Raw genomic sequence first — 26866 nt, forward strand, 5'->3', positions numbered from 1 at the left:
GCACCTATCCGTACCGGTCGTCACTCGTCCAGGTCGGGCAGCCGCGCCGGGGCGGGCGAGATCCGCTCGCCGTGCTGGTCGAAGACGAACAGGTGGGCGATGTCGACGAGGAGCGGGACCTGCATGCCGTGGCGGAGCCGGATGTCGGGGGTGGTGCGGACGACGAGGTCGCCGGGGAGGCGGCCCTCGGGCGGTACGAGGTCGGGTTCCGTGTCCGCCGGGTGGTCGAGTACGACGACCGGGCCGGCGCGCAGCACGCCCGCGCGCTCCCGCAGCCGGCCCAGGACGCCGCCCTCGCGCCGGCGGCGCCTGGCCGGGCGGGTGGGGCGCGGGGCCTCCAACTCCGGTACCACGGCGGGCCGGGAGCCGGTGTTGAAGTGGACAAGGACCTCGTGCCCCTGGAACTCCACATGCTCGACCAGACCGCTGATCGCCACCTCGCCGGGGCGGGCGGCGGCGGGCTTGGCGATGCGGACGGCCTCGGAACGCAGGCCGACGATGACCTCGCGGCCCTGTTGGACGCGGAGCAACTGGTGGTCCAGGCACAGGGGTTCGGGCAGGCGCAGATACTGCTTGCCGAGGCTGATGGTCATCGCGCCGTCCAACGGGGCCCGGACCAGGCCGCGCAGGAGGTTGATGCGCGGGGTGCCGATGAAGGCGGCGACGAAGACGTTGCGGGGCAGCGCGTACACCGAGCGGGGGCTGCCGACCTGCTGGAGGACTCCGCCGCGCAGGACGGCGACCCGGTCGCCCAGCGACATGGCCTCGGCCTGGTCGTGGGTGACGTAGACCGTGGTGACGCCCAACTTGCGGGTGAGGGAGGAGATTTCGGCGCGCAGGTGGTTGCGGAGCTTGGCGTCGAGGTTCGAGAGCGGTTCGTCCATCAGGAACGCGGAGGGGTGGCGGGCGATGGCCCGGCCCATGGCGACGCGCTGGCGTTCGCCGCCGGAGAGCTGGCTGGGGAAGCGGTCGAGGAGTTCCTCGATGCCGAGCATGCGGGCGGTGGCGTCCACGCGCGGGCGCGGGTCGGCGCCGGGTGCCTCGATGCGCAGCGGGAAGCCGATGTTGTCGCGGCTGGTCATGCTCGGGTAGAGGGCGAAGTTCTGGAAGACCATCGCCATGTCCCGCTCGGAGGGGGCGAGGTCATTGGCGTACTCGCCGTCGAGCCTCAGCTCGCCCTCGGAGATCTCCTCCAGGCCAGCGATCATGCGCAGCACGGTCGACTTGCCGCACCCGGACGGCCCGAGCAGGACGAGGAACTCCCCCGGCGCGATGTCCAGCGACAACCGGTCCACCACGCGGGCGCCTCGCGCGTAGGCCTTGCTCACGTCCTGCAGGGAGATGGCGCGTGTCATGACGAGTGCCCCCGGGGGCTCCGCGATCGGATCGCCTCGTACGGGCCGTACGAGGCTTGTGAGTCACGGAAGTTAACGGAATGTGCGCGCCCGGGGGAAGAGACCGGACGGGATCGGGCGGGTCGGTCCGGGTGGTGAGAAAACGGACGATCGCGTTCAGCGCGTGCGGCCGCGTTCGTGGGTCGCGGTCAGGTGGGCGAAGACGACGGTGTTGCCGGAGTAGCCGGTCCGGTGGTCGAAGCTGCCACCGCAGGTGATCAGGCGGAGTTCGGGCCGGCCGCGGGCGCCGTAGACCTCCCGGTCGGGGAAGTGCGCCTTCTCGTACGTCTTCACCGCGTCGACCGTGTAGACGGCGGTCCGTCCGTCGGCGCGGCGGGCCTCGATCAGGCGGCCGGGCTTGAGTGCGCCGAGGCCCGCGAAGACGGCGGGTCCGGTCATCGTGTCGAGGTGGCCGACGGCGACGGCGGTGCCCTGTTCGCCGGGGGTGGGCCCGTCCGCGTACCAGCCCACCCGCTTGGGGTCGTCGTCCGGCGGCGCGGACATGTGCCGTCCACGGCCGAGCCGGAGCGGGACGACCGGGGCGTCGACGCCGAGGTAGGGGATGACGAGACCGGCCGCGCGGGAGCGCGGGAGGGCGCTCGGCGGGGGTGCCGGGCGGCCGGAGCGGGCCACGGGGTGCGCCGGGGGCGGGTGTTGACCGCCTCGCGCGTCCGTGCGGGCGCCTGGGGCCGGCGCGGCCGACCGGGTCGGGCCGGAGCTGTCCGTCGCCGACTGCGTCGCCCGGGCCGGGCCGGTGGGGCCCGCGCCGCCGGCGCACCGGGCGCCGCCGACCATCAGGACGACGGCCAGCACGACGGTCCGGGTGAGCCGGTAGGCCCGCGTCCGGTACCAGGGCCGACTGCGCCGCAGCACGCGATGGGCGGATCGGCCCGGCGCCTCGCAGGTGGCGGTGCGGCCCGACGACGCGCGCTGGCCGGTGCGGCCCAACGACCCACGGGAGGAGGTGCCGCCCGACGACCCGCGCGAGACGGTGCCGCCCGACGACCCGCGGGTAGTGGCGCGGCCCGAAGTCTCGCGCGGGGCGGTGCGGTTCGGTGTCGAGCGGTCGGCCGGGCGCGAGCTCTGGCGCAGGCGCATGGTGTCAGCGCCCCGCACCCCGGTGGGGCGCGGGGCGGCGCTGGAGTTCATCGCATCCGCTCAGGACGCACCGTGGGGACGACGGCGCAGCCGGAACCAGACCACCCCGCCGACCGCGGTCAGGCCCACCGCGGCGGCACCCGCGAGCGGGGTCAGGGCCGCGTCCCGGGCCAGCCCGCCGCCACCGGCGGGCGGACCGCCGTTGGGGCCGCCGGTGCCGCCCGTGCCACCGCCGGGCGCCGGCGTCGAGCAGTCGACCTTGAAGACCTTCTGCTTGGCCTTGCCGTTCTCGCCGACGAAGTTCCAGGTCAGCTTGTACATGCCGTTCGGGAGCGTCGCGACGGGCATGGTGTGGCCGGTGCCGCCGGTGAGCGTGATGGAGCCGGAACGGGTCGCGCCGCCCAGGACCGGCGGCTGGGTCTCGATGGACCAGGTGACCTTTTGGATCTGGTCGAAGTTGAACGCGTCGAGGTAGAAGTCGCAGACCTTCGGCTGGTTGCGCTGGTCGTCGAAGCGCGTCCCCACCTCGTGGATCTTGACGTCTCCGTTGTCACCGGCGGCGGCGACGGCCGCGGGCGCGCCGGAGACGACGGTTGCCGCGGCGGCGAGAACCGTCCAGGCGGCGGCTCGACGGGGCAGGAATGAGGTCGGCATGAACAGCCCTCCGAATCAGGCGATTATCGTACGAATTTCTCTTTAGCCTGATTCCCTCTCACATCCGGCCCGCCGAATGTGTGCGCAGCGCCGTACGCGCCGTCGGACAGCTCTAGATATCGCCCTTCCGGCTCAAGGACGGCCGACCGCGCCGCACGCCGTCGGGTGCCGTCCGCTCCCGGGGCGCACCGCCCGGCGACCGCAGCGCGGCCCCCGCCGAGAGCACCAGCAGCGCGCCGAGCATCACGAACGGCGCCGCCACGCCCGCGACTCCGGCGACAAGGCCCGCGCCGGCCGGCGCGGCGACCTGGCCGAGCCGGTTTCCGGTGAGGCGGAGCGCGAGGGCGGTGGAACGGGCGCCGTCGGGGGCGGCCTGGACGACGGTCGTCATGGAGAGCGGCTGGCCGACGCCGAGACAGAAGCCGAGGACGGCGAGCATCAGGCCGATGGCCCACACCGGTACCGGCAGGGCGATGCCCGCGCAAAGGACGCCCGCGAGGAGGCAGGTCGCGGTCAACAGGGCGGCCCTGCCGAGCAGTTGGAGGAGCGGTGTGAGGACCAGGCGGCAGGCGATGGTGGCCGCCGCCCGGATGCTGAGCAGCACGCCGATCACCGAGGGCGCGATGCCCCGGTGTTCGCCGACCACCGGAAGGTAGGCGGTGAGGATGTCGGTCGCGGACAGCACGGAGAGGCTGACGAAGATGCCCGCGGGGACACCCCGGGCGCCGAGGATGCTCCGCATGGGCACGCGATCGCCTTGCCGCGTACGGGGCTTGACGGCCGTACGGTCCTCGATGCGCCACAGCGACGTGAACGACACGGCGGCGCCCGCGCCCGCGACGAGCAGGGCGAGGGCGCTGGCGCCGACCATGTCGGAGCCGCCGATCAGGGCCCCCGCGGCGATGGGGCCGACGAGTTGGCCGAGGGAGGCGCCGATGGTGAAGTGGCCGAAGTTGCGGTCCTGTTCGTGCGGGGCCGACTGGCGGGCGACCAGCGACTGGGCGCCGATGACGAAGCAGAGGTGGCCCAGGCCCATCACGCCGCTCCACATCGCCATCGCCCAGAGGGAGTCGGCGAGTCCGCTCAGTGCGCAGCCGCCGGAGATCAGGATCACGCCGACGGGCAGCAGTGGTGCGCAGCGGCCGTGGTCGGTGTGGCGGCCGAGCGGTACGGCGGCGAACAGCGGGAGCAGCGCGTACACGCCCGCGATGACACCGATCGCCCGCTCGTCGGCGCCGAGCGCGAGGGCCCGGTAGGACACCGCGGGGCGGGCCATCGACACCGCCGCCTGCGCGAAGCCGAAGGCGATGACGAGGCGGAGCAGCCAGCCGCGGTTCCTGCCGGGCGCCATGGTCGAGTCCCTTGCCGTGTAGGTCAGATGATGCCGAAGAGGATTCCTGCCCCGAGTACGACGAGCGATGTCAGGGCCGCCCACTTGACCACGAACCGTGTGTGGTCGCCGAACTCCACCTTGGCCATGCCGACCAGGACGTACACGGCGGGCACGAGCGGACTCGACATGTGCAGGGGCTGGCCGACGAGGGAGGCTCGGGCGATCTCCAGGGAGGAGACACCGTGTGCCTGGCCCGCCTCGGCGAGCACCGGGAGAATGCCGAAGTAGAAGCCGTCGTTCGACATGAAGTACGTGAGCGGAATGCTGAGTACGCCGGTGACGAAGGCCATGTGCGGGCCCATGCCGTCGGGGATGTTGTCGACCAGCCAGGTCGCCATGTGGTCGACCATGCCGGTGCCCTGGAGGACGCCGGTGAAGACGGCGGCGGCGAAGACCATGCCGGAGACGTTGAGGACGTTCTCGGCGTGGGCGCCGAGGCGGGCCTTCTGGTCGGGCATGTGGGGGAAGTTGACGGTCAGGGCGAGCGCGGCGCCGAGCAGGAACAGGACCGGGATCGGCAGCCACTCCATGATCATGGCGGTGAGCAGGGTGACCGTGAGCAGCGCGTTGAACCAGTAGAGCCTGGGGCGCAGGGTCGGGCGGTCGGGGTCGAGGCCCCGGAAACCGTCGTCCTCGTCGGGCAGTTCGGCGTCGGCGTCCGTGCCAAAGCCCGAACCGCCGCCGCGCACCTGCTTGTTGCTCTCGCCGCCGCCGGCGCCCACCAGCACCGTCTCGGTCTCCGGCTCCTCCACGAGCACCTCGTCCAGCGTCAGCACCCCGAGCCGCTTGCGCTCGCGGCGGCCGAGGACGTACGCGAGGACGAGGACGCCCAGCAGGCCCACGGCGAGGGCCGGGATCATCGGGACGAAGATGTCACTGGCATTGAGCTTGAGGGCGGTCGCGGCGCGGGCGGTCGGGCCGCCCCAGGGAAGCGTGTTCATCACGCCGTTGGCCATCGCGGCGACACCGGTCATCACGACCAGGCTCATCTTCAGGCGTTTGTACAGCGGGTACATCGCCGAGACGGTGATCATGAAGGTGGTCGAGCCGTCGCCGTCAAGGGAGACGATCGCGGCGAGGACCGCCGTACCGACCACGATGCGCAGGGGATCGGCCTTGCAGAACTTCAGGATCCCCCGGACGATCGGGTCGAAGAGACCCACGTCGATCATCACACCGAAGTAGACGATCGCGAACATGAGCATCGCCGCGGTGGGCGCGAGGCTCGTGACGCCGTCGATGACGTAGTCGCCGAGCTTGGCGCCCTTTCCGACGAAGACGCAGAACAGCGCCGGTATCAGGACGAGTGCCGCGATCGGCGACATCTTCTTCAGCATGATCAGGACCAGGAAGGTCGCGATCATGGTGAAGCCGAGGATGGTCAGCATGAGTGGAACACCTAACGTTCGCCTTTGAACTCCCACCAGGGGCGGCGGTCCGACGACGTTAGGTCGCGCAAAGCCGCGTTAACAAGATGTTGACGCGCGAGCAATAAGCGCAAAATTCCAGGTCACAGCTGTGCGGTGAGTGCGGTGACCTCCACGGGCACTCCGTTGAGCACCGCGTTGCCCGACAGCGGGTCGAGGAGACTGCCGTCGAGCAGCTGGTTCACGTTGACGCCCGGATCGGCGGACGCGTGACTGAGCCGGGTTCCGGGACGGTCGTGGCCCCAGCCGTGCGGAAGGCTCACCACACCGCGCCGCAGACCGTCCGTGATCTCGGCAGGGGCGGTCACCTCTCCCCCGGCGCCCTTCACCCGGACCGGCGCTCCGTCGGTCACACCGAGCCGCTCGGCGTCCTCGGGGTGGATGTGCAGGGTGCAGCGGTTGGTGCCGCCGGTGAGGGCGGGCACGTTGTGCATCCAGCTGTTGTTGGAGCGCAGGTGGCGGCGGCCGACGAGGACGAGCCCGTCCGCGCGCTCGCTCATGGCCTGCCGGAGCCGGGGCAGGTCGTCGGCGATCGGCTGCGGCAGCAGTTCCACCTTTCCGCTGCGCGTCTTCAGCGGTTGCGGCAGGCGGGAGGCGAGCGGGCCCAGGTCGATGCCGTGCGGGTGCGCGAGCAGCTCCTGGAGGGTCAGCCCGTCGGGTCGTACGCCGAAGCCGTCGCCGTAGGGGCCGAGGCGCAGCATCATGTCGAGCCGGCGCTCGGGGCCGGTCTCTCCAGTGAGCTGGGCGGTGATCTCGCGCGGATCGCGGCCGTGGACCGGCGAGTTGGGATCCTTGACGGCCTTGGCGAGGGTCTGGTCGACGACCATCGTGTCGACGGCGGCCGGGGCGGCGCCGTGCATGCCGGTCGCGGCGAGGACCAGCCGGGCCAGGATCTCGGTCTCGGCCATCCGGCCGGGCTCCAGCGGGATCGCGGGGCGGGAGTAGCGGACCTGGTTGCGGACGGCGAGGGTGTTGAACGCGAAGTCGTGGTGCGGGCTCTGGGAGGGCGGGGGCGGCGGAAGCACCACGTCGGCGTGGCGCGCGGTCTCGTTGAGGTACGGGTCGACGCTCACCATGAAGTCGAGCGAGTCGAGGGCCTTGTCGAGGCGGGCGCCGTCCGGTGCGGAGAGCACGGGGTTGGCGGCGACGGCGATGAGCGCGCGGATCGGCTCGCCCTCGACGGTCGCGGTGTCGATCTCCTCGGCGAGCGCGGAGAGTGGCAACTCACCCTTGGCTTCCGGGTATTGGCTCACCCGGGAGTGCCAGCGCCCGAGCGCGAAGCCGCGTCCCGGTCCGGCGGGCCGGGGTGTCCGGTCGGTGGCGGCCTGCGGGAAGAGGGCGCCGCCGGGCCGGTCGAGATTGCCGGTGAGGATGTTGAGGACGTCGACGAGCCAGCTGGCGAGGGTGCCGTGCGGGACCGTGCAGCTGCCGATACGGCCGTAGACGGCGGCAGTCGGGGCTGCCGCCAGTTCTCGGGCCAGGGCGCGGATCTCGTCGGCGTCCACGTCGCACGCCTCCGCCACGGCCTCCGGGGTGAAGTCCCGTACCTGCGCGCGGACTTCGTCGACACCCTGGACGTGCGGGGCCAACTCCCCCAGGTCCACGAGCTGTTCGTCGAAGAGGACGTACGTCATCGCCGCGAGGAGCAGGGCGTCTGTGCCGGGGCGGACCGCGATGTGCCGGTCGGCGAGCTTGGCGGTGCGGGTGCGGCGCGGGTCGATGACGGTGAGGGTGCCGCCGCGGGCCCTGAGCGCCTTGAGCTTGCCGGGGAAGTCGGCGGCGGTGCACAGACTCCCGTTGGACTCAAGAGGGTTGGCACCGATGAGGAGCAGATGGTCGGTGTGGTCGAGGTCGGGTACCGGGATCGCGTTGGCGTCGCCGTAGAGCAGGCCGCAGGAGACGTGTTTGGGCATCTGGTCGACCGTGGACGCGGTGAAGACGCTGCGGGTGCCGAGGGCGCCGAGCAGGACCTGCGGGTAGAGGGCGCCGGCCATGGTGTGCACGTTGGGGTTGCCGAGGACGACACCGACGGCGTGCGGGCCGTGGCACTCGACGACCGGGCGCAGTCCGGCCGCGACCGCGTCAAACGCCTCCTCCCAGGTGGCCTCGCGCAGCTCGCCGTCGCGGCGGACGAGGGGGGTGCGCAGCCGGTCGGGGTCGCCGTCGACGGCGCCGAAGGAGGCGCCCTTGGGGCAGATGAACCCCCGGCTGAACACATCCTCGCGGTCGCCTCGGGCGCCGGTCACCCGGGTGCCCTCGATGGTGAGGGTCAGCCCACAGGTGGCTTCGCACAGGGGGCAGATACGCAGGGCGGTGCGGGACACGGGGCCTCCCAAGGGCGACGTTGCCTCTTCGCGGTGAGCATACCGACCGGTATGGACGGTGGCGAGGGGGGGCCGGGGTGAGGTCGGAAACCCGCGGAACCCGGCCGTTCGACCGCGAGGTCAGTCCAGTACCCGCGCGAGATACGCCCGCAGCAGCGCCCGCGTCTCCTCGATGACCTTCTCGTCGCCCTCGGGAGCGACCCGGAAGGCGAGATGGACGAGGGAGTCGGCGGTCTCCACCGCGATGAGGAACGTACGGCGGAGGTCCTCGTCGGGTTCGCGCGAGAGATAGCCGGAGAGCAGGTCGGTGAGACGGTCGGCGACACGGTGGTTGGGTTCCGCGTGGCCCGAGCCGACCGGGATCTGGTTGCCGAAGTCGACGAGGGAGAAGCCGGGCGCGGTGCGCTTCATGGCGATGTACTCGTCCAGGACGGCGTCCACCGCCGCCCGCCACCCTGCCTCGCCGCCGGCCTCCTTGAGACGCTCGGTGACGCGTTCCGTGTAGCGCTCCAGGTTCCGCTGGGCCAGGGCGTCGGCCATCGCGCGCTTGTTCCCGAAGAAGCGGTACACCGAGCCGATGGGGACGCCGGCGCGCACGGCCACGGCCCGGGTGCTCAGCGCGTCGTAGCCGACCTCGTCGAGGAGGTCGGCGCAGGCGTCGAGAATCCTGGTCAGCCGTTCGGCGCTGCGCCGCTGCACGGGCGCACGACGGAGCGATGTCGCGTGGGGCACGGGCTTCATGATGCCTTTCCGCCGCGGTCAGAAGAAGCTCGCACCTCAGTACGGAACTGGGTGCCCATAGCACTCATTCGGGCCCCCGCGTCGGTGCGGAACCGGGTGTCTTGCTGCCGTCGGGCGTGGCCTGCACCGCCGACTCCGTGATGTCCGCCGTACTCTCCACCGGTTTGCCGTGTACCGCCCACACGGTGCCGTCGTCCGCGTACAGGCGCGCGGTGACGTGGTGGGTGCCGTGCGGGACGAGGCCGGCCGCGAGCCGGTACTCGGGGACGCGGAGCCGCGCGACCGTGCGACCGTCCACCAGGAGGCGGACGGTGCCGCGGCCCGCGACCGCGGCCGGCTTGACGCCGGCGGGCGAGAAGCGGAAGTCGTGGACGGTCAGCCGGACGTCCCAGCTGTCGTCGGAGGCGTCGGGCTCCACCTCGATACCGACCTCCGGCGCGCCCTTCTTGCTCACCTCGCGGTAGTGCCGGCCCTGCTCGTCCGTGTCGTCGAGCACCTTGCCCACCGGGGACGGCGACACCCTGTCCCGCTTCCGCGCCTGGGCATCGCCGGAACCGCAGCCCGCCGATCCGGCCAGCAGCAGGGCACAGACCGCGAGCGCGGTGAGAAGTGCGCGCGACCACGACATGCCGGGGAGACTAGAACACCGGTCTGACAGCCGGATCCCCCTTGAGGCTGGTTCTTCGCCCCCGGAAGTCGGATTTTCCCTGAGCCCTTCGTTGTCCCCTTGCGCCCGCGAAACCGCAATCCTACGGTGATACATAGGAATCAGACGGCTCAGAGGCGAGGAGCAGAGATGAGCGATCGGGGTACCTCCCGCGCGAGCGGGTTCGAGCGTGGGGGAGTCCGCAAGACCGCCGAGGGGCTGGCCCACCTCACCGGTTTCGGCAATGAACACAGTTCGGAGGCGGTGCCGGGCGCCCTGCCCGAGGGCCGCAACGCCCCGCAGCGCGCACCGCTCGGCCTCTACGCCGAGCAGCTCAGCGGTTCGGCGTTCACCGAGCCGAGGGCGCACAACCGCCGCTCGTGGCTGTACCGCATCCGTCCCTCGGCCGCGCACCCGCCCTTCACCCGCACCGACAACGGCGGGATCCGTACGGCGCCCTTCACGGAGTCGGTGCCCGACCCGAACCGGCTGCGCTGGAACCCGCTGCCCGCGCCCGCGCCCGGCACCGACTTCCTGGCCGGCCTGTGGACCCTGGGCGGCAACGGCGACGCGACCCGGCGCACCGGCATGGCCGTGCACCTCTACCACGCCGACTCCTCCATGGACCGCGTCTTCAGCGACGCGGACGGCGAGCTGCTGATCGTCCCGGAGCGCGGCGGACTGCTGCTGCGCACGGAGTTCGGGCTCCTCCATGTGGAGCCGGGACATGTGGCGTTGATCCCCCGTGGGGTGCGCTTCCGTGTGGAGCTGCTGGATGCTTCAGCCCGCGGATATGTGTGCGAGAACTACGGGGCGCCCTTCCAGCTCCCCGACCTCGGCCCGATCGGCGCCAACGGACTCGCCAACGCCCGGGACTTCCACGCGCCGGTGGCCGCGTACGAGGACGTCGAGGGCCCGGTCGAGGTGGTGAACAAGTTCTGCGGCAACCTCTGGACCGCGGCCTACGACCACTCGCCCCTCGACGTGGTCGCCTGGCACGGCAACCATGTGCCGTACGCCTACGACCTGCGCCGCTTCAATGTGCTCGGCTCCATCTCCTACGACCACCCCGACCCGTCGATCTTCACCGTGCTGACGTCCCCGTCGGACACCCCGGGCCTGGCCGGAGTGGACTTCGTGGTCTTCGCCCCGCGCTGGCTGGTGGGCGAGGACACCTTCCGGCCGCCGTACTTCCACCGGAACGTGATGAGCGAGTACATGGGGCTCATCGAGGGCGCCTACGACGCGAAGGCGGAGGGCTTCGTGCCCGGCGGCGGCTCGCTGCACAACATGATGTCGGCGCACGGACCGGACCGGGAGACCTTCGACCGCGCCGCCGCGGCCGAACTGCGCCCGCAGAAGATCGACGACGGCCTGGCGTTCATGTTCGAGACCCGCTGGCCGGTGACGGCGACGGCCCAGGCGGCGCACGCCGACCACCTCCAGCAGGGCTACGACGACGTCTGGCGGGGCCTGCAGCGCCACTTCCGCCCCACGCACTGACAATTCCCCACCGTCCTACGGCCCTTGCACCGATCCCTCCCTACCGGTACGGATGGCCCCGTGACCTCCTTCGCCCCGGATTCGATCGTCCTGAACCGCAAGCTGCCGCTCTGGTACCAGGTGTCGCAGTCCCTGCGCGCCTCGATACTGGGCCGCTCGCCCCAGGACCCGCTGCGGCTGCCCACGGAGGAGCAGCTCGCGGGGCACTACGGCGTCAGTGTGCTCACCATGCGGCAGGCGCTGAAGGAGCTGGAGGACGAAGGGCTGATCACCCGCCACCGCCGCCGGGGCACGTTCATCGAGCCGGACGTCCGACGGGCCACGCCGGTACGGCTGTTGGGCTCCGTGGACGCGATCGTGGCCCAGCAGTCCGGCATGACCACCGAACTCCTCGACCACGGCAGGGTGTCCGTACCGCCCGAACTCGCCGAGCACTTCCCGGACTTGACCGAGGTGGCGACGTACCACCGACTGCGCGGCGACGAGAAGACGGGCGAGCCGACGAACCACGCCCGCAACCACATCCGCCCCGAACTGGCCACCCACCTCGACCCGGACGACCTGATCCGCTGGCCGATGACCAAGGTGCTGCGGGACGTCGTCGGCGCGGACATCAGCCGCATCACGGACACCGTGGAGGCCCGCCTGGCCGACCCGGAGACCGCCCGTCTCCTCCAGGTCCCGCTCCTCAGCCCGATCCTGCACTACACGGGCATCACCTACGACAGCCGGGGCAGGGTGCTGGACGTGGCCGTCATCCACTACCGGGGGGACCGTTTCTCCTTCTCGGTCACGCTCGACGCCGCGAACTGAGGTCGTCGTACGATGCCGAGCGTGACGCACGACGACGCTCCGTTGCTCGCGGACCTCATGCCGTGGTCCGTCGCACCGATCCGGCTGGGCCGGGGGTGGCCGACGGCTCCAGACGCGGCAACCCTGAGAGCCCGCTGGGACACCCTGGTGAAGGCCGAGGTCCCGGACCGGGAAACCCTGTTCGAGCCGACGCGCTCCCGCACCCTGCACTCGGCGGTGGCTCAACTCCCGGGCCAGTCCAGCGGCACGGAGAAACTGCTCCGCGCCACCGGCCCCTGCCCGGAACCGGTCCGCGTCCTGCACGCCCCCTTCGACGAGCAGTGGCTGATCCCCGACCACCGCCTGATCGACGCGTCCCGGCCGGAGTTGTGGCGGGTGGCGGACGAGCGCCAGATCTTCGTGGTGGACACTCAGGGCGTCCCCGGCACCTCCGGCCCGCTTCTGCTCGCGTCCACGATCCTCCCCCTGGTCCGCCCCGGCCGCGTCCGGCCGCTCTACCGCCGTCCCCACGCCGAGGAACCGAATCTGGCACCCGGCCTGTTGGACCACCTCGCCGGCCACCTCGGTCACTCCCCCGCCCCGACGGACGTCCTCGCCTGGACGGTGGCGACGGCCCGCCCCGGACCGGCCGTACCCCTGACGCGGGACCCCGGACTCTGGGCTCGCGGTGTCGAGTTGGGCCACCGCCTGCTCTGGCTGATGCACCGCAACGGCGACCGCCCCAAACTCCCCGGCGGCCGACGCCCCTACGTCCGCGCCCCGCTGCCGTCCCTCCCCCTCACTCTCCACTACGACCGCGACGAGGAGACCCTCCACCTCGACGAGGGCCGCATCTCCCCGGTCCCGCCCGAGTCCTGGGACTTCGAGGTGAGCGGGGTACGTGTCCTGGAGGAGTGGTTCACGTCCCGGACGTCGGAGTCCGCTGCCCCGGGCACCCTGGCCGCGATCCGCCCGGCGGCATGGCAGCAGACATGGACGTCGGAACTGCTGGAGCTGATCACGGTGTTGGCGTTGCTTGCGGAACTGCGGCCGCGGCAGAAGGAGTTGACAGTGACAGACCCCATCACCTCCGCCGAGCTGCGCAGGGCGGGCATCCTCCCGGCACCGGAGTGGACACGCCACCCGGCATCGGTTCTGGACCACCACGAGGAGGGCCCGGAGGGTCAGTTCGCGCTGCTCTGATCCCGTTCGGGATCGAAGGCGTCCAGCACCTTGCTCAACGCCATGTCGAACACCGCGTCCAGATCGATCGGCCCTGGATCCTCCATGAACGCCGCCGCCATCCGTGGATACGCCCCGCCGGCGATCTGACTCCCCAGGTACGCGATCCGCACCGCGTTCTCCTGCTCCTCGGACCAGGGCAACGACCGCGACCGCTCAGCCGTGGCCAGCTCGTTGGCCACATACATCGTCACCACCCCGTTGAGCAGCCCGACGAGTTGCATCTTCGTGCCGTACGTCGCCTCGACCGGATCGAGACAGGCGAGGCAGTGCTCGAGATACCGCAGCGCGTTCGGGCTGAAGCCGTACACCGGTGACATCAGCCGGGGCAGCCAGGGATGCCGGTGCATCAGCGTCCGCGTCTGATGGGCGACGCGGATCATGTCGGCCCGCCAGTCCCCCGACGGCTCCCACCGATCGTGCTCGCCGCTGACCGCGTCGACCATCAGCTCGTACAGGTCCTCCTTGCGGGGGACGTAGTTGTAGAGCGACATCGTGCCGCACCCCAACTCGGCCGCGACATGGCGCATGGACACCGCGTCCAGCCCCCCGCCGTCGGCGATCCGCACCGCCGCCGCCGCGATGTCCGCGCGGCTGTACGCGGGCTTGGGCCCCCGCCCCGCCCGCTCGGGGCGCGCCCAGATCACTTCGGGTACGGCCGCTCGGTCCGCCATTGATCATCACCTCGACCACCATGCTAGTTACGTACATCGTACGTAGTGCGCTATGGTCGACCCATGGCTACTACGTACGCTGTACTTAGTGAAGGTCTGGAGAGGCGCTTCGGCGCCGTGCACGCCGTGCGCGGGCTGGACCTGGCGGTGGCGCGGGGCACGGTCTGCGGGGTCCTCGGGCCCAACGGCGCGGGCAAGACCACGGCCGTCCGGCTGCTCACCACCCTGCTGCGGCCCGACGCGGGCTCCGCGCGGATCGCCGGGCACGATCTGGTCCGGGAGGCTTCGGCCGTACGGCGCAGTATCGGCGTCACCGGGCAGTACACGTCGGTCGACGGCGACCTCACCGGCCGGCAGAACCTGCGGCTGTTCGCGCGGCTGCACCGGGTCCGAGGGCCGGCCGAGCGGGCCGCCGAACTACTGGACCGCTTCGGCCTCACCGAGGCCGCCGACCGCGCCGCGTCCACCTACTCCGGCGGCATGCGCCGCCGCCTCGACCTGGCGGCGAGTCTCATACGACGCCCCGAGGTGCTGTTCCTGGACGAACCGACGACCGGCCTCGACCCGGCCAGCCGGAACCGGATCTGGGACGCCGTACGGGACTTGAAGAGAGAGGGTACGACCGTGCTGCTGACCACGCAGTACCTGGAGGAGGCCGACCAACTAGCCGACGACATCGCCCTGGTGGACCGGGGCCGGGTCGCGCACAGCGGGTCGCCGTCCCAACTCAAGGCGCTCATCGGCACTTACGCCGAGGTCGTCGTCGCACACCCGGACGCGCTGGCGAGGGCTGCCGGTGTCCTCGACCAACTCACGGGCGCCGAGCCGTCGTTCGACCACGAGCGGAACACCGTCGGCGCGGTCACCGGCGACCCGACACTCACCCTGCCCCGGCTCGTCCGCGAACTCGACGCGGCGGGCGTGCCCTTGCTCGACGCGAGCATGCGACCACCGACCCTCGACGACGTGTTCCTCCGGCTGACGGACCGTAAGGAGCAAGCGGCATGAGCGCGTTGGCGTACGACGGCACCGCGATGCTCGGCCGGCAGCTGCGGCGGGTGCGGAACAATCCGGCGCTGGCGATCCTCACCCAGACCATGCCGATCACGATGCTGCTGTTCTTCGGGTACGTCTTCGGCAGCGCGCTGGCGATGCCGGGTGACGCCTACCGCTCGTACCTGGTCCCGGGGTTGCTGGTCGCGACCGCCGCGAACGGCATCATGACGGGCATGTTCCAGGCCGCCCAGGACTCGCACCGGGGTGTGAGCGACCGCTTCCGCACCCTGCCGATGAGCAGGGCCGCCGTACCGCTCGGGCAGGCGACCGCCGATCTGGTCGTCACGACTGCCGGGACCGTGCCGTTCCTGCTGGTCGGTCTCGCGGTGGGGTGGCGGGTCGAGGGATCGGCGGCCGGAGCCGCCGCTGCCGTAGGCCTGTTGCTGCTGTTCCGGTTCGCCTGCGCCTGGGTCGGCATCCTGCTCGGGCTCGCCTCCCGCAGCGAGGAGGCGGCCGGTCAGCTCGGCAGCGCGACCTTCATGCTGCCGCTGCTGTCCAACGCGTACATCCCGACGGACCGGCTGCCGAGCTGGCTGCGTGCGCTGGCCGAGTGGAACCCGATCAGCGCGGTGACGACGGCCCTGCGGTACCTGTTCGGCAACTCGCCCGTGCCCGAGGGCGCCGCCTGGCCGGTGGCCCATCCGATCACAGGGTCGCTGGCGTGGTGCGCCGCACTGATCGCCGTGTTCGCACCGCTCGCCGTACGCCGGTACGCGCGCGGCGAGGGGTGAGCTCCCCGCATGACAAAGGCCCCGGGCGCGGGACATGATCCCCGGCATGGAGCCCATGCCGCTGCCCCTTGAGGGCGTCACCGTCGTCGCCGTCGAACAGGCCGTCGCCGCCCCCTTCGCCACCCGGCAACTCGCCGATCTGGGCGCCCGGGTGATCAAGGTCGAGCGGATCGACGGCGGCGACTTCGCGCGCGGCTACGACACCGCGGCCGGCGGACTGGCCTCGCACTTCGTGTGGTGCAACCGGGGCAAGGAGTCGATCGCCCTGGACCTGAAGGACCCGCGCGGCCTCGATGTCGTACGGCGGCTGGTCGCGGACGCGGACGTGTTCGTGCAGAACCTCGCGCGCGGGGCGGCGGCCCGGCTCGGGCTCGACGCGGCGACGCTGTGCGCGGCGCATCCCCGGCTGGTCGCCGTGGACATCTCGGGGTACGGGGCGTCAGGGCCGTACGCGGACAAGCGGGCCTACGACATGCTCGTGCAGTGCGAGGCGGGGCTGGTGTCGGTGACCGGGACGCCTCAGCGGCCGGTGAAGGCGGGGATCCCGGTGGCCGACATCGCGGCGGGGATGTACGCGTTCTCCGGTGCGCTCGCGGCGCTCGTGCGGCGCGGCACCACCGGGCGGGGCGGGCCCGTCGAGGTCTCGATGCTGGATGCGGTCGTGGAGTGGATGGGGCATCCGCTGCATCACACGATGCACGGCGGAACTCCCCCGGCGCGCACAGGACTTGCGCACGCCGTCATCGCGCCGTACGACGTCTATCCCACTGCGGACGGCGGACAGGTGCTGCTCGCGGTGCAGAACGACCGGGAGTGGCGGCGGCTGGCCGAACAGGTTCTGGGGCGGCCGGAGTTGGGGACCGCCCCGGACTTCGCGACGAACGCGGAGCGGGTGGTGAACCGGGAGCGCACGGACGCCCTCGTCGGTGCGGTGCTGGGTGGGCTGGCCACCGACGAGGCCGTGCTGCGGCTGGAGCGCGCGGGCGTGGCCTGCGCGCACCTCAGGAACGTACAAGAGGTGGCGGAGCACCCGCAGTTGGCGGCCCGGGAGCGGTGGCGGGAAGTGGGGTCGCCGGTCGGGCCGTTGCGGGCGCTGCTGCCGCCGATCACCTTGCCGGGCGGAGGCGAGGCACGGATGGGTGACGTGCCCGCGCTCGGGGAGCACACCGAGGCGTTGCTGCGTGCCGTGGGGATGGCGGACCAAGAGATCGCAGCACTGCGCCGGGACGGTGTGGCGTCCTGAGCGCGGGCCCCCGGGAACTCTCCGGGGACGCCGAGGACTTGCTCAGCGCCCGCCGAACAGCGAACGGCGCAGCCTGCGCAGCGGTGCGAAGAGCGAGACCCTGCTCACTCGCGCGCCCCTGGCGCTGCGTTCCTGCGTGGTGTCGCGTGAGGTGAGCTCGCGCATCAGAGAGGTCGCCTCTGCCGTCTCGCGCTGCGGGACGACGGGGCCGCCCAGCACCGAGAGATGGCGGTCGAGGCGCGAGCTCGTCGCGCTGCTCCCGCACGTGATCGCAGGGACCCTTGCCCTGCTGCGCACTATCTGTTCCATGTCACTCCCCACCCGTACGAGTCCACCCGGCCCGGGCAGGGTAACCCTATCGCCCCAACCGGGCACTCGTGTATCGAGGTCTCAGGATTCACCTTCCCCGTAAGGGTGTTGACGACCCCTCCTTGATTACTCTCCGAATCCAACCGATTTCAGGGCGAGTTGGACAACTGGCTGAGTTGTGGGCTGCGGTGAGCCCCCGTCGGGCTCGACGGTCACTGCGAGTGATGTTGCTGTTTTGTCGAGTCCGGTGGTGACCAAGGGCGTGTCGTCCTTGAAGAGCCCGAGGGAGCGCGGTTGCACATTGGGGCGCATCAGCCACAGTTGACGCACGCGCCCGCTCGGCGGTGCGCCGTATCCGCTCAGGGTGACGACCGCGCGCCCCTCCGACGCGGAGGCGATCACGCCGATCGTCCGGCCCGCGGTGTCCGCACCGGTGGTCGCACGGGCGTCGGGAGCTGCGAGAACGTGTGCGATCTCACGCGACTGCGCCTGTGCGGCGTCCAGCTTGTCCTGTGTCTTGTTCGCCTGCACCGCGAACAGCGAGGCCACGACGAGGGCGGCGGCGGCCGTCGCGGTGGCGAACGGGACGAAGAACGGCCGCCGTTGGGGCACGCGGGCGCGTGACGCCTGCGGCTCCGCGCCCCACACATGGGCCGGCAGCCGGGGCGTGTACTCCCGTGTCTCCCGCCCGCGCTCCCGCAGCGGCCCCGGCTCCTGCGGGGTGTTGCGGATCGCGGACAGCACCCGGTCGCGCATCGCGGGCGGCGGCTGGGCGGCCATGGACCTGGCGAGGCGGACCGCGCCCTCGGACAGGCCGCGCACCTCGAAGGCACAGCGCTCGCACTTCTTGAGGTGCTTCTCGAACTGGGCGCGCTCGCCGGGTTCGAGGGCGTCGAGGGCGTAGGGGGCGGCAAGCGAGTGGAGATCGCCCCGGCGGAAGAGTCGGGCGAGGATGCTCATGCGGCACCTCCCAGGCAGTCGCGCAGCCGGGTGAGTCCGTCACGCATACGGGTCTTGACCGTGCCCAGCGGCAGCGACAGCCGCTCGGCCACTTCACGGTACGTATAGCCGTCGTAATAGGCGAGGGTCACGGACTGCCGTTGCAGGGCGGTGAGCCGGTCCAGGCAGCGGCGCACCAACTGGCGCTCCAGGCCTGCCTCGACCTCCTCGGTCACCTGGTCGAAGGCCGGGTTGTGGGAGCGCCGGGCCTCGCGCTGCTCGCGGTCGACGGCCGCGCGGGCGCTGCGCACCCGGTCGACGGCCCGGCGGTGGGCGAGAGTGAGGACCCAGGACAGGGCGCTGCCGCGGCCGGGATCGAAGCGGGCGGCGGACCGCCACAGTTCGAGCAGCACCTCCTGGGACACCTCCTCGGACTGCGCGGGGTCGCGCACCACGCGGCGCACCAGCCCGAACACGGGCCCGGACACCAGTCCGTAGAGCTCCTCGAAGGCCCGCTGGTCCCCTCCGGCGACCTGCACCAGGAGTTCGTCAGCCCCCACCCGTCCCCCTCTCGTCGACCGCACGCGGCCCCTCCTCTTCGACCGCACGCGGTCTGTCACTTCGCATCCCGTCACACGAGGCATTCGCAGCGGATGCCCCTAAGGATGGGTTACGGATCAGCGGACTTGAAACGCGGGTCACGAGCCGGATTGGAGACCATCAAAAAAAACTTTTCGGATCCGACCAATCCGGCCCGGCACCAGCTCCGAATCTCCGTGCGTCAGGCAAGTTGGCACTGAGGACGGACGGCATGACACCTATCTCCAGGAGCGGTGCGGGACGCAGGAAGCTCGCGGCCCTCATATGTGGCGCGCTCGCCGCCGGAGGGCTCGCAGCCGCCGGCACGGCCGCGCTGGAACCGGGAGTGGCCTCGGCCTCCTCCCACCGGGAGGCCCCCCTGATCTCTGGGACCCCCCAGTACGACAACACGGACCTCTACGCGTTCGTGAGCCCGGACAAGCCGGACACCACCACAATCGTGGCGAACTGGATCCCGTTCGAGGAGCCCGCCGGCGGCCCGAACTTCTACCAGTTCGCGGACGACGCCCAGTACGACCTGCACATCGACAACAACGGTGACGCACTGGACGACTTCATCTTCCGCTACACCTTCAAGACGCAGATCAAGAACAAGAAGACGTTCCTGTACAACACGGGTGCGGTCACCAGCCTGACCGACCCCGACCTCAACGTGACGCAGTCGTACGACGTCGAACTGATCAAGCTGAAGAAGGGCAGGCAGGTCTACAAGACCAAGATCGCCGACGACATTCCGGCGGCGCCCTCCGACGTCGGCAAGGCGTCGATGCCCGACTACGCCAAGCTGCGTTCGCAGGCGATCTACAAGACGGCGAACGGCGGCGCGACCTTCGCGGGCCAGGCCGACGACCCGTTCTTCGCCGACCTGCGCGTCTTCGACCTGCTGTACGGCGGCAACCTCAGCGAGGTCGGCAACGACACGCTCAAGGGCTACAACGTCAACACGATCGCCCTCCAGGTGCCGAACGACCTGATCCGGCAGTCGAAGAACCACCCGACCGTCGGCATCTACTCGACGACCCAGCGCAAGAACGCCAAGGGCTACTACACACAGGTCTCGCGCCTGGGCAACCCGCTGGTCAACGAGGTCGTCAACCCGCAGAAGGACAAGGACAAGTTCAACGCGTCCGAGCCCAAGGACGACGCGCAGTTCCTGAAGAACGTGACCAACCCGGAACTGCCGAAGCTGATCGAGTCGATCTACAAGATCAAGGCGCCGAAGGAGCCGCGCAACGACCTCGTCAGCGTGTTCCTCACGGGCGTCAAGGACCTCAACACCCTGCAGCCGTACACGAAGCCGTCGGAGATGCTGCGCCTCAACACGTCGATCCCGCCGACCGCGCACCCCAAGCGGCTCGGTGTCCTGGACGGCGACAACGCGGGCTTCCCGAACGGGCGTCGGCTCACCGACGACGTGATCGACGAGGCGCTCCAGGTCATGGAGGGTGAACTCGTCGGTTCCAAGAACGACTTGGGCGACGCGGTCGACAAGAACGACAAGGGCTTCGAGAAGTACTTCCCCTACGTCGCCGAGCCGACCTCGGGTTCGCGCGGTCCGCTCGCCAAGGGCACGAGCAGCGGCAGTGACGTCAAGAACCAGCTGGGCGACGCGCTTCAGCCGGCGGGCTCGTCCTCCAGCAGCAACAACATGATGCTGATCGTCGCGTCGGCGGCCTCGGGCGTCGCCGGAGTTCTGCTGATCGGCGCGGGCGTGGCGTGGTGGCGCCGCCGGATGAGCTACCGGCCGTACTAGATCCCCACCGACTGGCGCGGCCCGCACAGCTTCTTCCCCCACGGTGCGGGCCGCGCCACCCCCGCGTGACAACACCTCTCAGCAATACGGCAGTTGAACCACCCCAGGCGATGGAGGAACGGCATGGCCCCGCGCGAGCACGACAACAAGCCGACGGAGGGCGAGCCCGGCGAGACGCCGGTGGCGGCGGAGCGGGAACGCGAGTGGGAACGCGTGTGGGCGGAGGGCGAGACCGACGCCGAGGCCGGGACCGGCCCTGAGCGTGAAGCCGACTCCCAGGCAGCCGAGGTCCGTTCCGAAGCCCAGGCCGACTCCACGGTCGAGGCCGACTCCGAGACCACGACCGAACCCGACGCCGACGCCGAGGCCGACGCCGACCACGAGATCGAGCCCGAGGCCGAGACCGAGCCCGAGCCCGAAACAGGACCGACCGAAACCGCAGCCCCATCGCCTGGGCACGACCACCCCCACCCTCACTCCCACGATCACCCCCACCCCCACGCGCACGACCACGACCACGACCACGGTGCTCACGCCCCGCACCCCGGCACGTCGGACGACGCGGTCGCCGATGAACGCGTCGCCGCCGTACGCCGGTTGGGCGCCGCGGGCCGTCGCTGGCGGGTCGTCCAACTCGCCGGTTGTGCCGCCCTGTTGGCCGTGGCGATGACCGCCGGGGCGATCGCGATCGGCGCGGCGAAGGACAGCGGTGCCACCGGCGTCACGAACGTCTCCAGCGCCGTGTCGCCGGACCTGCTGGCCAGCGGGAGCCTGGACGCGAGCATCGCCGCGCTGCAGGCCCATCTCCGGGGCCAGCCGAAGGACTTCGACGGGTGGGCGACCCTCGGACTGGCCTATGTCGAGCAGGCCAGGACCAAGGGCGACCCCTCCCGCTACCCGCAGGCACAGGCAGCCTTCACGCGCTCGCTGAAGATCTCGCCGAACAACGAGAACGCCCTGGAAGGACGGGCCGCGCTCGCAGCCGCCCGGCACGAGTTCGCGGAGGCCCTCACCTACGCGGACCAGGTCCTCAAGGAGAACCCGTACAGCGAGCGCGCGCTGTGCTCGCGTATCGACGCGCTCGTCGAACTCGGCCGCTACGACGAGGCGTCGAAGGCCGCCGACCTGGCCGACGCCCGAAAGCCCGGCGTCCCGGTGTTCACCCGCTACGCCTACGTCCACGAGCTGCGCGGCGACGTCAAGGCGGCCCGCACCGTGCTGGAGCAGGCGCTCACCGCCGCCACCTCCCCCGGCGACATCTCGTACGTGGCCGCCATGCTCGGCCAACTCGCCTGGAACCAGGGCGACTACAAGACCGCCCTGGACTACTACGGCCGCGCCCTCGCCGCCGACGAGAACTACCTCCCCGCCCTGGAGGGCCGCGCCCGCGCCCAGGCCGCCCTGGGCGACCGCGCCGACGCCATCAAGGGCCTGGAACTGGTCGTCTCCCGCTACCCGCTCCCCCAACCCCTTGTGGAACTGGGTGAGTTGTACGAGAGCCGGGGTGCGGCGGGCGACAAGGCGAAGGCCGACGACCAGTACGCCCTCGTCGACGCCTGGATCGCCCTGGCCCGTGCCAACGGCGTCAACGCCGACCTCGACACCGCACTCGCCGCCGCCGACCACGGCGACATCAAGTCGGCCCTGAAGGCCGCCCGCGCCGAGTGGGCCCGCCGGCACACCGTGCACACGGCGGACGCCCTGGCCTGGGCCCTGCACGTCAACGGCCACGACAAGGACGCCCTCCCCTACGCCCGCCAGGCCACGGCCACCGGCTACCACAACGCCTCGTTCATCTACCACCTCGGCATGATCGAGCTCGCCACCGGCCACACGGCGGACGGCCGCGCCCACCTGACCAAGGCCCTGAAGCTGAACCCGGGATTCTCGCCGCTGGGCGCGAGCAAGGCCCGCAAGGCGCTGGAGGCGACCAAGTGAAGCCCGTCCGCCGCCTGTTGGCGTCCACTGCGGCCGTCCTCACGGCCGTCGGCGCGCTCCTGCTCGTCCCCACGGCAGCCGCGAGCGCGCACCCGCTGGGCAACTTCACGGTCAACCGGTACGACGGTCTCGTCGTAGCCCCGGGCGTCCTGCGCGTCACGCACATCGAGGACCTCGCGGAGATCCCGGCGACCCAGGCCAAGCCGGACATCAAGCGGCTCGGCATGACCGAGTGGGCCCGGGAGCGGTGCGACAAGGCCGCCGAGGGCAGCAAGGTCACAGTCGACGGCCGTACGGTCGCGCTCACGCCCGGCACCAGTACCGCACGGCTGCGGCCCGGGCAGGCCGGGCTCAACACACTCCGGGTGGAGTGCAGTTCTACGGCACCGCTGCCCAAGGGCAGCACGGTCGCCCTGGGCTTCCACAGCGCGGGTCTGACCACCGGGCCCGGCTGGCGGGAGATCACCGCACGCGCCGACCGGATGACGCTCACCGGGACGGACGTACCGAAGAAGTCGGTGTCGCACGAACTGACCAGCTATCCCAAGGACCTGCTCTCCTCGCCGGCCGACATCACGAAGGCGTCGCTGCGCGCGCGTCCCGGTGGCCCGGCCCTCACCGACGACGACCAGTCCCAGTCGGATGCGACCGCTTCCTCCATCCTCCCGCGTGGCGCGGACCGTTGGACGGAGGCGCTGAACAACCTGGTCGCCCGGCACCACCTCAGCGTCGGCTTCGCGGCACTCTCCCTGCTCATCGCGATCGCCCTGGGCGCGATGCACGCGCTCGCCCCCGGTCACGGCAAGACCCTGATGGCGGCCACGGCGGCGGCCCGGGGCGGTCGCGCCCGTCTCAAGGACGTGCTCCCCCTCGCCGCCTCGGTCACGGTCACCCACACCCTCGGCGTGATTGCCCTGGGCCTCCTGGTCACGGCCGGGTCCGCCGCGACACCCTCGGTGATCGCCTGGCTCGGCATCGCGAGCGGCGTCCTGGTCCTCTTCGCCGGCGGCAACCTCCTCCGCCGCGCCTGGCGCAACCGCCCACGCCCGCAGGCCCCTTCGCACCCCCATCCCCACCCGCACCCCCACGGTCACGATCACAGTCACGAGACCGCCAAGTCCCCCAAGCGCTCCCTGGTCCTCGCGTCCGCGCACACCGAGGCCGGTGCCACGCACACGCTCACCGAGGCCCACCCGCACCCCCACAGCCACGACGACCATGCCCACGGTCACGACCACGGACATGACCACGGGCATGACCACCCCCACCCCCATGAGCACGAGCACGACCACGAGCACGGCCACACGCACGACCACGACCACGCCGTGGAACACACGCACGGCGGCTTCACGCACACCCACTCCACCGCTCCCACCCTGCGCGGCACGATCCTGCTCGGCTTCGCCGGCGGGCTGGTGCCCAGCCCGTCCGCCGTCGTCGTCCTCGTGGGGGCCGCCGCACTCGGTCAGGCCTGGTTCGGGCTGCTCCTGGTCGTTGCCTACGGCGTCGGGCTCGCCCTCACCCTCACCGCCGCCGGATTCGCCGTCGTCAAGCTGGGTACAGGGATGAACCGAGTGCTGGACCGGCGCCCCCGCTGGACCACCAGCCCCATGGCAGTCCTGGTCCGCCGTACCCTGCCGTTGGCTTCGGCGTTCGTCGTCGTGGCCCTCGGGATCGGTTTGGTGCTCAAGGGGGCGGCATCCGCACTCGGCTGAGCTACGTTTGTGGAGAATTGGCCCGGATGCGAATGGGGAGCGCCCATGCCCGAAGAACCGGGCACTGAACGTGTGATCGCGGGCCGCTACCGGCTCCTGTCCCCTCTCGGCGAGGGCGGCATGGGAACGGTGTGGCGGGCCCGCGACGAGGTGCTGCAACGCGAGGTCGCCGTCAAGGAGGTGCGCGCGCCTGCCGGACTGGCCTCCGACGACGTGGAGCGGATGTACGCACGGCTGGAGCGCGAGGCGTGGGCGGCGGCGCGGGTCGCCAACCGCAATGTGGTGACGGTGTACGACGTCGCGATGGAGGACGGCCGCCCCTGGATCGTCATGGAGCTGGTGCGGGGCGTGTCCCTGGCCGATCTCCTGGACGCCGAGGGCCCGTTGACGCCGCAGCGAGCCGCGCACATCGGTGCCGAGGTGCTCGCCGCGCTGCGGGCCGCGCACGACGCCGGGGTGCTGCACCGCGATGTGAAACCGGCCAATGTGCTGATGTCGAACGACGGCCGGGTGGTGCTGACGGACTTCGGTATCGCGATGGTCGAGGGCAGTTCGGCGCTCACCATGACCGGCGAGGTCATCGGCTCGCCCGAATTCCTCGCTCCGGAGCGGGCGTTGGGCCGAACCCCCGGGCCCGAGTCCGATCTGTGGGCGCTGGGTGTGCTGTTGTACGCGGCGGTCGAGGGCAGTTCGCCGTTCCGCCAGAACACCCCGTTGAGCACGCTGCGCGCGATCGTCGACGAGGAGTTGCCGACACCGCGGCTGGCGGGACCGCTCACCCCGGTCATCGAGGGGCTGCTGCGCAAGGACCCGGCCCAGCGGCTGTCGGCCGAACAGGCGGAGCAGGATCTCCGGCTCGTCGCCGCGGGCGGTACACCTAGCGGCGGTACCGCGCCCACGACGCCGTACACACCGACGATGGCGGGGTACCCGCAGGACTCGTTCTCCCAGCAGGACTCGCGGACCCCGCCGCAGCCGGCACAGGGCTTCGGGCCGCCGCCCGCCTCCTACTCGACGCCGACGGCCGCGGACGAACCGCACCGCAACCGGCGGGCGGCCGCCGTGATCATCGCGGGTGTGATCGCGCTGGCCCTGGCGATCGGTGGACTGACGTACGCGCTGCTGAACCGGGGCAACGGGAACGACACCAACGCGGGCAAGGGAACCAGCACCCCCAAGAGCCAGCCTTCGGACGGGACTTCGCCGAGTGCGAGCACCAGCACCACGGCCGGCAGCCAGACGCCCAGCCCGAGCGCCAGCAAGTCCTCGTCGGCGCCGCAGTCGGTGCAGGTCTCCGTGGCGGGCGCCAACACCGACTATTCGGGGAGCTGTCCGCCGTCGAACACGGACGCGCCGACCTTCACGGCGAGTTTCACGGTGGGGAAGCTGCCCGCGGAGGTGTCGTACCGGTGGGTGCTGAAGAGCGGTTCGGTCTCGGACCCCGGCTGGAAGACGCTCTCGTTCCCGGCGGGCGGCGGGAAGACGAAGCAGGACCGGGTGTTCCTGACGACGTACTCGAACAGCGGGACGTTCAGGAACGAGATCAGTGTCGAGGTCCGCACCCCGGTGAAGACGACGTCCAACTCGGTGCCGTTCTCGGTGACCTGTCTGACGGAGACCCCGTCGGACGGGGCCTCCGCGTCGGACTCGGCATCACCTTCTGGCGGGTGAGGCGTCAGACCGCGCCGGTGAACACCGGAAGGTAGCCGCCGGACTGGCCGGCCGCGGTCGGGTGGTACGACTCGGTGATGCTCAGCAGGTTGAGGCTGTGCAGCCAGGAGCTGCCGGAGCAGATCTCGTGGCCGGTGAACGTGGTGCGTACGTCGCCGAAGGTGAAGCCGTGGTCGGCGGCGCGCTTGGCGAGGGCGGCGTCGAGGTAGTCGGCGGCGCCGTTGATGGCGGTGCGCTTGGTCGCGGAGAGGCCGAGGCAGGTGGTGCCGAGCCTGTAGAAGCGCGGGTAGCCGAGCACGACCACGTGCGCGGCGGGGGCCTTGGCGCTGATCGCCGAGTAGACCTTGTCGAGTTGGGCGGGGAGCGTCGAGTCGACGTACGCCTTCGCGGTGGCGATCCGGGTCAGGCAGGCGCTGTCGGACTGCAGGACGCAGGTCGTCATGACGTCGGTGAAGCCGGCGTCGTTGCCGCCGATGGAGATCGAGACGAGGGACGTGGCCGAGGTGAGCGGGCCGAGTTGACTCGCCAGAACATCACCCGTTCGGGCGCCGGAGCAAGCGGTGAAGTCGAACGTCGAGGGTGAGTGGGCGGCTGCCCAGAGGTAGGGGTAGGCCTTGGTGCTGCGGTCGCAGGAGCCGCTGGAGCCGACGTAGCTGCCCGCGCCGACGCCCGAGGAGTAGGAGTCGCCGAGGGCCACATAGCCGCCGGTGGCGGCGAGTTGGGACGCCTGCGCCGTCATCGCCCCGGTGAGGGCGAGTCCGGCGGCGAGGAGGAGCGAGGTCACGTATGCCATAAATCGGGAACGTCTCATGGAACCTCCCTTAGCAGGATCTCTGCCACAACTGTCGTACCAACCAGGCGCATTGCCGGGAAGTGTCCATGCCAATAGAGAGGCCGTCCGGGTCATTGATTGCGTGCCCATGACAGCTGTGTGACAGGCCGTCAACTCCCTTGAACCACACCGGTACATGACCCACGCTTTACTCAGCCTTGGTGCGGAACGCAACGCTCCACGGCTGTGCG

The 26866-nt window shown here is 71.1% G+C and carries 23 protein-coding genes; 10 read left to right on the forward strand and 13 right to left on the reverse strand.

Annotated elements, in window-relative coordinates; genetic code table 11:
* Positions 1 to 20 precede the first annotated feature (20 nt).
* The 8 genes from AB0I51_RS07585 to AB0I51_RS07620 all read right to left on the reverse strand — a co-directional run bounded on the left by AB0I51_RS07585 (position 21) and on the right by AB0I51_RS07620 (position 9659).
* Positions 21 to 1355 (reverse strand): ABC transporter ATP-binding protein, encoded by a 1335-nt coding sequence (locus tag AB0I51_RS07585; protein WP_362972417.1) that lies wholly within the window; start codon positions 1353 to 1355, stop codon positions 21 to 23.
* A 156-nt stretch (positions 1356 to 1511) separates the two neighbouring features.
* The gene (locus AB0I51_RS07590; protein WP_362972419.1) at positions 1512 to 2543 is read right to left on the reverse strand and encodes a class F sortase; all 1032 of its coding nucleotides are present in this window, start codon (positions 2541 to 2543) and stop codon (positions 1512 to 1514) included.
* Between the two features lie 9 nt (positions 2544 to 2552).
* A complete protein-coding gene (locus AB0I51_RS07595) occupies positions 2553 to 3146 on the reverse strand; it encodes a hypothetical protein (protein WP_362972421.1) in 594 nt (197 codons plus the stop codon).
* 112 nt (positions 3147 to 3258) lie between these two features.
* The gene (locus AB0I51_RS07600) at positions 3259 to 4497 is read right to left on the reverse strand and encodes an MFS transporter (RefSeq protein ID WP_362972423.1); all 1239 of its coding nucleotides are present in this window, start codon (positions 4495 to 4497) and stop codon (positions 3259 to 3261) included.
* A 23-nt stretch (positions 4498 to 4520) separates the two neighbouring features.
* The gene (locus tag AB0I51_RS07605) at positions 4521 to 5927 is read right to left on the reverse strand and encodes a citrate:proton symporter (RefSeq protein ID WP_362972425.1); all 1407 of its coding nucleotides are present in this window, start codon (positions 5925 to 5927) and stop codon (positions 4521 to 4523) included.
* A gap of 122 nt (positions 5928 to 6049) precedes the next feature.
* A complete protein-coding gene (locus AB0I51_RS07610) occupies positions 6050 to 8290 on the reverse strand; it encodes a molybdopterin oxidoreductase family protein (protein ID WP_362972427.1) in 2241 nt (746 codons plus the stop codon).
* A 120-nt stretch (positions 8291 to 8410) separates the two neighbouring features.
* Entirely contained in the window at positions 8411 to 9031 is a 621-nt protein-coding gene (locus AB0I51_RS07615; protein ID WP_362972429.1) for a TetR/AcrR family transcriptional regulator, read from the reverse strand.
* A gap of 64 nt (positions 9032 to 9095) precedes the next feature.
* The gene (locus tag AB0I51_RS07620) at positions 9096 to 9659 is read right to left on the reverse strand and encodes a hypothetical protein (RefSeq protein WP_362972431.1); all 564 of its coding nucleotides are present in this window, start codon (positions 9657 to 9659) and stop codon (positions 9096 to 9098) included.
* 168 nt (positions 9660 to 9827) lie between these two features.
* Here AB0I51_RS07620 and hmgA point away from each other — a divergent pair, with 168 nt between their 5' ends.
* From hmgA to AB0I51_RS07635, 3 genes are read left to right on the forward strand one after another with little or no spacing between them, the layout of a single operon-like run.
* A complete protein-coding gene (gene hmgA / locus AB0I51_RS07625) occupies positions 9828 to 11180 on the forward strand; it encodes a homogentisate 1,2-dioxygenase (RefSeq protein ID WP_362972433.1) in 1353 nt (450 codons plus the stop codon).
* A 60-nt stretch (positions 11181 to 11240) separates the two neighbouring features.
* Positions 11241 to 11993: a GntR family transcriptional regulator gene (locus tag AB0I51_RS07630; protein ID WP_362972435.1), complete on the forward strand. Its 753-nt coding sequence runs from the start codon at positions 11241 to 11243 to the stop codon at positions 11991 to 11993.
* Between the two features lie 12 nt (positions 11994 to 12005).
* A complete protein-coding gene (locus AB0I51_RS07635; protein WP_362972437.1) occupies positions 12006 to 13175 on the forward strand; it encodes a type ISP restriction/modification enzyme in 1170 nt (389 codons plus the stop codon).
* Here AB0I51_RS07635 and AB0I51_RS07640 read toward each other — a convergent pair.
* Positions 13157 to 13888: a TetR/AcrR family transcriptional regulator gene (locus AB0I51_RS07640; protein WP_362972439.1), complete on the reverse strand. Its 732-nt coding sequence runs from the start codon at positions 13886 to 13888 to the stop codon at positions 13157 to 13159. The two genes, AB0I51_RS07635 and AB0I51_RS07640, sit on opposite strands and share 19 nt — an antisense overlap.
* Positions 13889 to 13951: 63 nt before the next feature.
* Between AB0I51_RS07640 and AB0I51_RS07645 the strand changes: the two genes are divergently transcribed.
* The 3 genes from AB0I51_RS07645 to AB0I51_RS07655 are packed head-to-tail and all read left to right on the forward strand — an operon-like array spanning position 13952 to position 16918.
* A complete protein-coding gene (locus AB0I51_RS07645) occupies positions 13952 to 14896 on the forward strand; it encodes an ATP-binding cassette domain-containing protein (RefSeq protein WP_362972441.1) in 945 nt (314 codons plus the stop codon).
* The gene (locus tag AB0I51_RS07650; protein WP_362972443.1) at positions 14893 to 15675 is read left to right on the forward strand and encodes an ABC transporter permease; all 783 of its coding nucleotides are present in this window, start codon (positions 14893 to 14895) and stop codon (positions 15673 to 15675) included. Before AB0I51_RS07645 ends, AB0I51_RS07650 begins: the two co-directional genes overlap by 4 nt.
* Before the next feature lie 34 nt (positions 15676 to 15709).
* Complete coding sequence (locus AB0I51_RS07655; protein ID WP_362972445.1) at positions 15710 to 16918, forward strand: CaiB/BaiF CoA-transferase family protein; 1209 nt, start codon at positions 15710 to 15712, stop codon at positions 16916 to 16918.
* A 42-nt stretch (positions 16919 to 16960) separates the two neighbouring features.
* Here the strand turns inward: AB0I51_RS07655 and AB0I51_RS07660 are convergent, their stop codons facing one another.
* From AB0I51_RS07660 to AB0I51_RS07670, 3 genes are all read right to left on the reverse strand, one after another.
* On the reverse strand, positions 16961 to 17227 hold the full coding sequence (locus AB0I51_RS07660) for a hypothetical protein (RefSeq protein ID WP_019066227.1): 267 nt from the start codon (positions 17225 to 17227) through the stop codon (positions 16961 to 16963).
* 126 nt (positions 17228 to 17353) lie between these two features.
* Entirely contained in the window at positions 17354 to 18187 is an 834-nt protein-coding gene (locus AB0I51_RS07665) for an anti-sigma factor (protein ID WP_362972447.1), read from the reverse strand.
* Positions 18184 to 18726 carry a sigma-70 family RNA polymerase sigma factor gene (locus tag AB0I51_RS07670; RefSeq protein WP_019066225.1) on the reverse strand — a complete coding sequence of 181 codons (543 nt, stop codon included), beginning with the start codon at positions 18724 to 18726 and terminating at the stop codon, positions 18184 to 18186. Before AB0I51_RS07670 ends, AB0I51_RS07665 begins: the two co-directional genes overlap by 4 nt.
* A 251-nt stretch (positions 18727 to 18977) precedes the next feature.
* Between AB0I51_RS07670 and AB0I51_RS07675 the strand changes: the two genes are divergently transcribed.
* The 4 genes from AB0I51_RS07675 to AB0I51_RS07690 all read left to right on the forward strand — a co-directional run bounded on the left by AB0I51_RS07675 (position 18978) and on the right by AB0I51_RS07690 (position 25843).
* Positions 18978 to 20519: a DUF4331 domain-containing protein gene (locus tag AB0I51_RS07675; protein ID WP_362972449.1), complete on the forward strand. Its 1542-nt coding sequence runs from the start codon at positions 18978 to 18980 to the stop codon at positions 20517 to 20519.
* Between the two features lie 123 nt (positions 20520 to 20642).
* Complete coding sequence (locus AB0I51_RS07680; RefSeq protein ID WP_362972451.1) at positions 20643 to 22457, forward strand: tetratricopeptide repeat protein; 1815 nt, start codon at positions 20643 to 20645, stop codon at positions 22455 to 22457.
* Positions 22454 to 24172: a sulfite exporter TauE/SafE family protein gene (locus AB0I51_RS07685; RefSeq protein WP_362972453.1), complete on the forward strand. Its 1719-nt coding sequence runs from the start codon at positions 22454 to 22456 to the stop codon at positions 24170 to 24172. The genes AB0I51_RS07680 and AB0I51_RS07685 overlap by 4 nt, the downstream gene beginning before the upstream one ends.
* 45 nt (positions 24173 to 24217) lie before the next feature.
* The gene (locus AB0I51_RS07690) at positions 24218 to 25843 is read left to right on the forward strand and encodes a serine/threonine-protein kinase (RefSeq protein ID WP_362972455.1); all 1626 of its coding nucleotides are present in this window, start codon (positions 24218 to 24220) and stop codon (positions 25841 to 25843) included.
* 4 nt (positions 25844 to 25847) lie between these two features.
* On the opposite strand, the gene AB0I51_RS07695 is transcribed toward AB0I51_RS07690, so the two are convergent.
* The gene (locus tag AB0I51_RS07695) at positions 25848 to 26654 is read right to left on the reverse strand and encodes an SGNH/GDSL hydrolase family protein (RefSeq protein WP_362972457.1); all 807 of its coding nucleotides are present in this window, start codon (positions 26652 to 26654) and stop codon (positions 25848 to 25850) included.
* Positions 26655 to 26866 lie beyond the last annotated feature (212 nt).

The sequence above is a fragment of the Streptomyces sp. NPDC050549 genome (assembly GCF_040655035.1).
Lineage (GTDB): Bacteria > Actinomycetota > Actinomycetes > Streptomycetales > Streptomycetaceae > Streptomyces.

Coding starts and splice junctions, on each gene's coding strand:
- AB0I51_RS07585 (WP_362972417.1), bottom strand. CDS start 1,355: ATGACACGCGCCATCTCCCTGCAGGACGTGAGCAAGGCCTACGCGCGA.
- AB0I51_RS07590 (WP_362972419.1), bottom strand. CDS start 2,543: ATGAACTCCAGCGCCGCCCCGCGCCCCACCGGGGTGCGGGGCGCTGAC.
- AB0I51_RS07595 (WP_362972421.1), bottom strand. CDS start 3,146: ATGCCGACCTCATTCCTGCCCCGTCGAGCCGCCGCCTGGACGGTTCTC.
- AB0I51_RS07600 (WP_362972423.1), bottom strand. CDS start 4,497: ATGGCGCCCGGCAGGAACCGCGGCTGGCTGCTCCGCCTCGTCATCGCC.
- AB0I51_RS07605 (WP_362972425.1), bottom strand. CDS start 5,927: ATGCTGACCATCCTCGGCTTCACCATGATCGCGACCTTCCTGGTCCTG.
- AB0I51_RS07615 (WP_362972429.1), bottom strand. CDS start 9,031: ATGAAGCCCGTGCCCCACGCGACATCGCTCCGTCGTGCGCCCGTGCAG.
- AB0I51_RS07620 (WP_362972431.1), bottom strand. CDS start 9,659: ATGTCGTGGTCGCGCGCACTTCTCACCGCGCTCGCGGTCTGTGCCCTG.
- hmgA (WP_362972433.1), top strand. CDS start 9,828: ATGAGCGATCGGGGTACCTCCCGCGCGAGCGGGTTCGAGCGTGGGGGA.
- AB0I51_RS07635 (WP_362972437.1), top strand. CDS start 12,006: ATGCCGAGCGTGACGCACGACGACGCTCCGTTGCTCGCGGACCTCATG.
- AB0I51_RS07640 (WP_362972439.1), bottom strand. CDS start 13,888: ATGGCGGACCGAGCGGCCGTACCCGAAGTGATCTGGGCGCGCCCCGAG.
- AB0I51_RS07645 (WP_362972441.1), top strand. CDS start 13,952: ATGGCTACTACGTACGCTGTACTTAGTGAAGGTCTGGAGAGGCGCTTC.
- AB0I51_RS07650 (WP_362972443.1), top strand. CDS start 14,893: ATGAGCGCGTTGGCGTACGACGGCACCGCGATGCTCGGCCGGCAGCTG.
- AB0I51_RS07655 (WP_362972445.1), top strand. CDS start 15,710: ATGATCCCCGGCATGGAGCCCATGCCGCTGCCCCTTGAGGGCGTCACC.
- AB0I51_RS07660 (WP_019066227.1), bottom strand. CDS start 17,227: ATGGAACAGATAGTGCGCAGCAGGGCAAGGGTCCCTGCGATCACGTGC.
- AB0I51_RS07665 (WP_362972447.1), bottom strand. CDS start 18,187: ATGAGCATCCTCGCCCGACTCTTCCGCCGGGGCGATCTCCACTCGCTT.
- AB0I51_RS07675 (WP_362972449.1), top strand. CDS start 18,978: ATGACACCTATCTCCAGGAGCGGTGCGGGACGCAGGAAGCTCGCGGCC.
- AB0I51_RS07680 (WP_362972451.1), top strand. CDS start 20,643: ATGGCCCCGCGCGAGCACGACAACAAGCCGACGGAGGGCGAGCCCGGC.
- AB0I51_RS07690 (WP_362972455.1), top strand. CDS start 24,218: ATGCCCGAAGAACCGGGCACTGAACGTGTGATCGCGGGCCGCTACCGG.
- AB0I51_RS07695 (WP_362972457.1), bottom strand. CDS start 26,654: ATGAGACGTTCCCGATTTATGGCATACGTGACCTCGCTCCTCCTCGCC.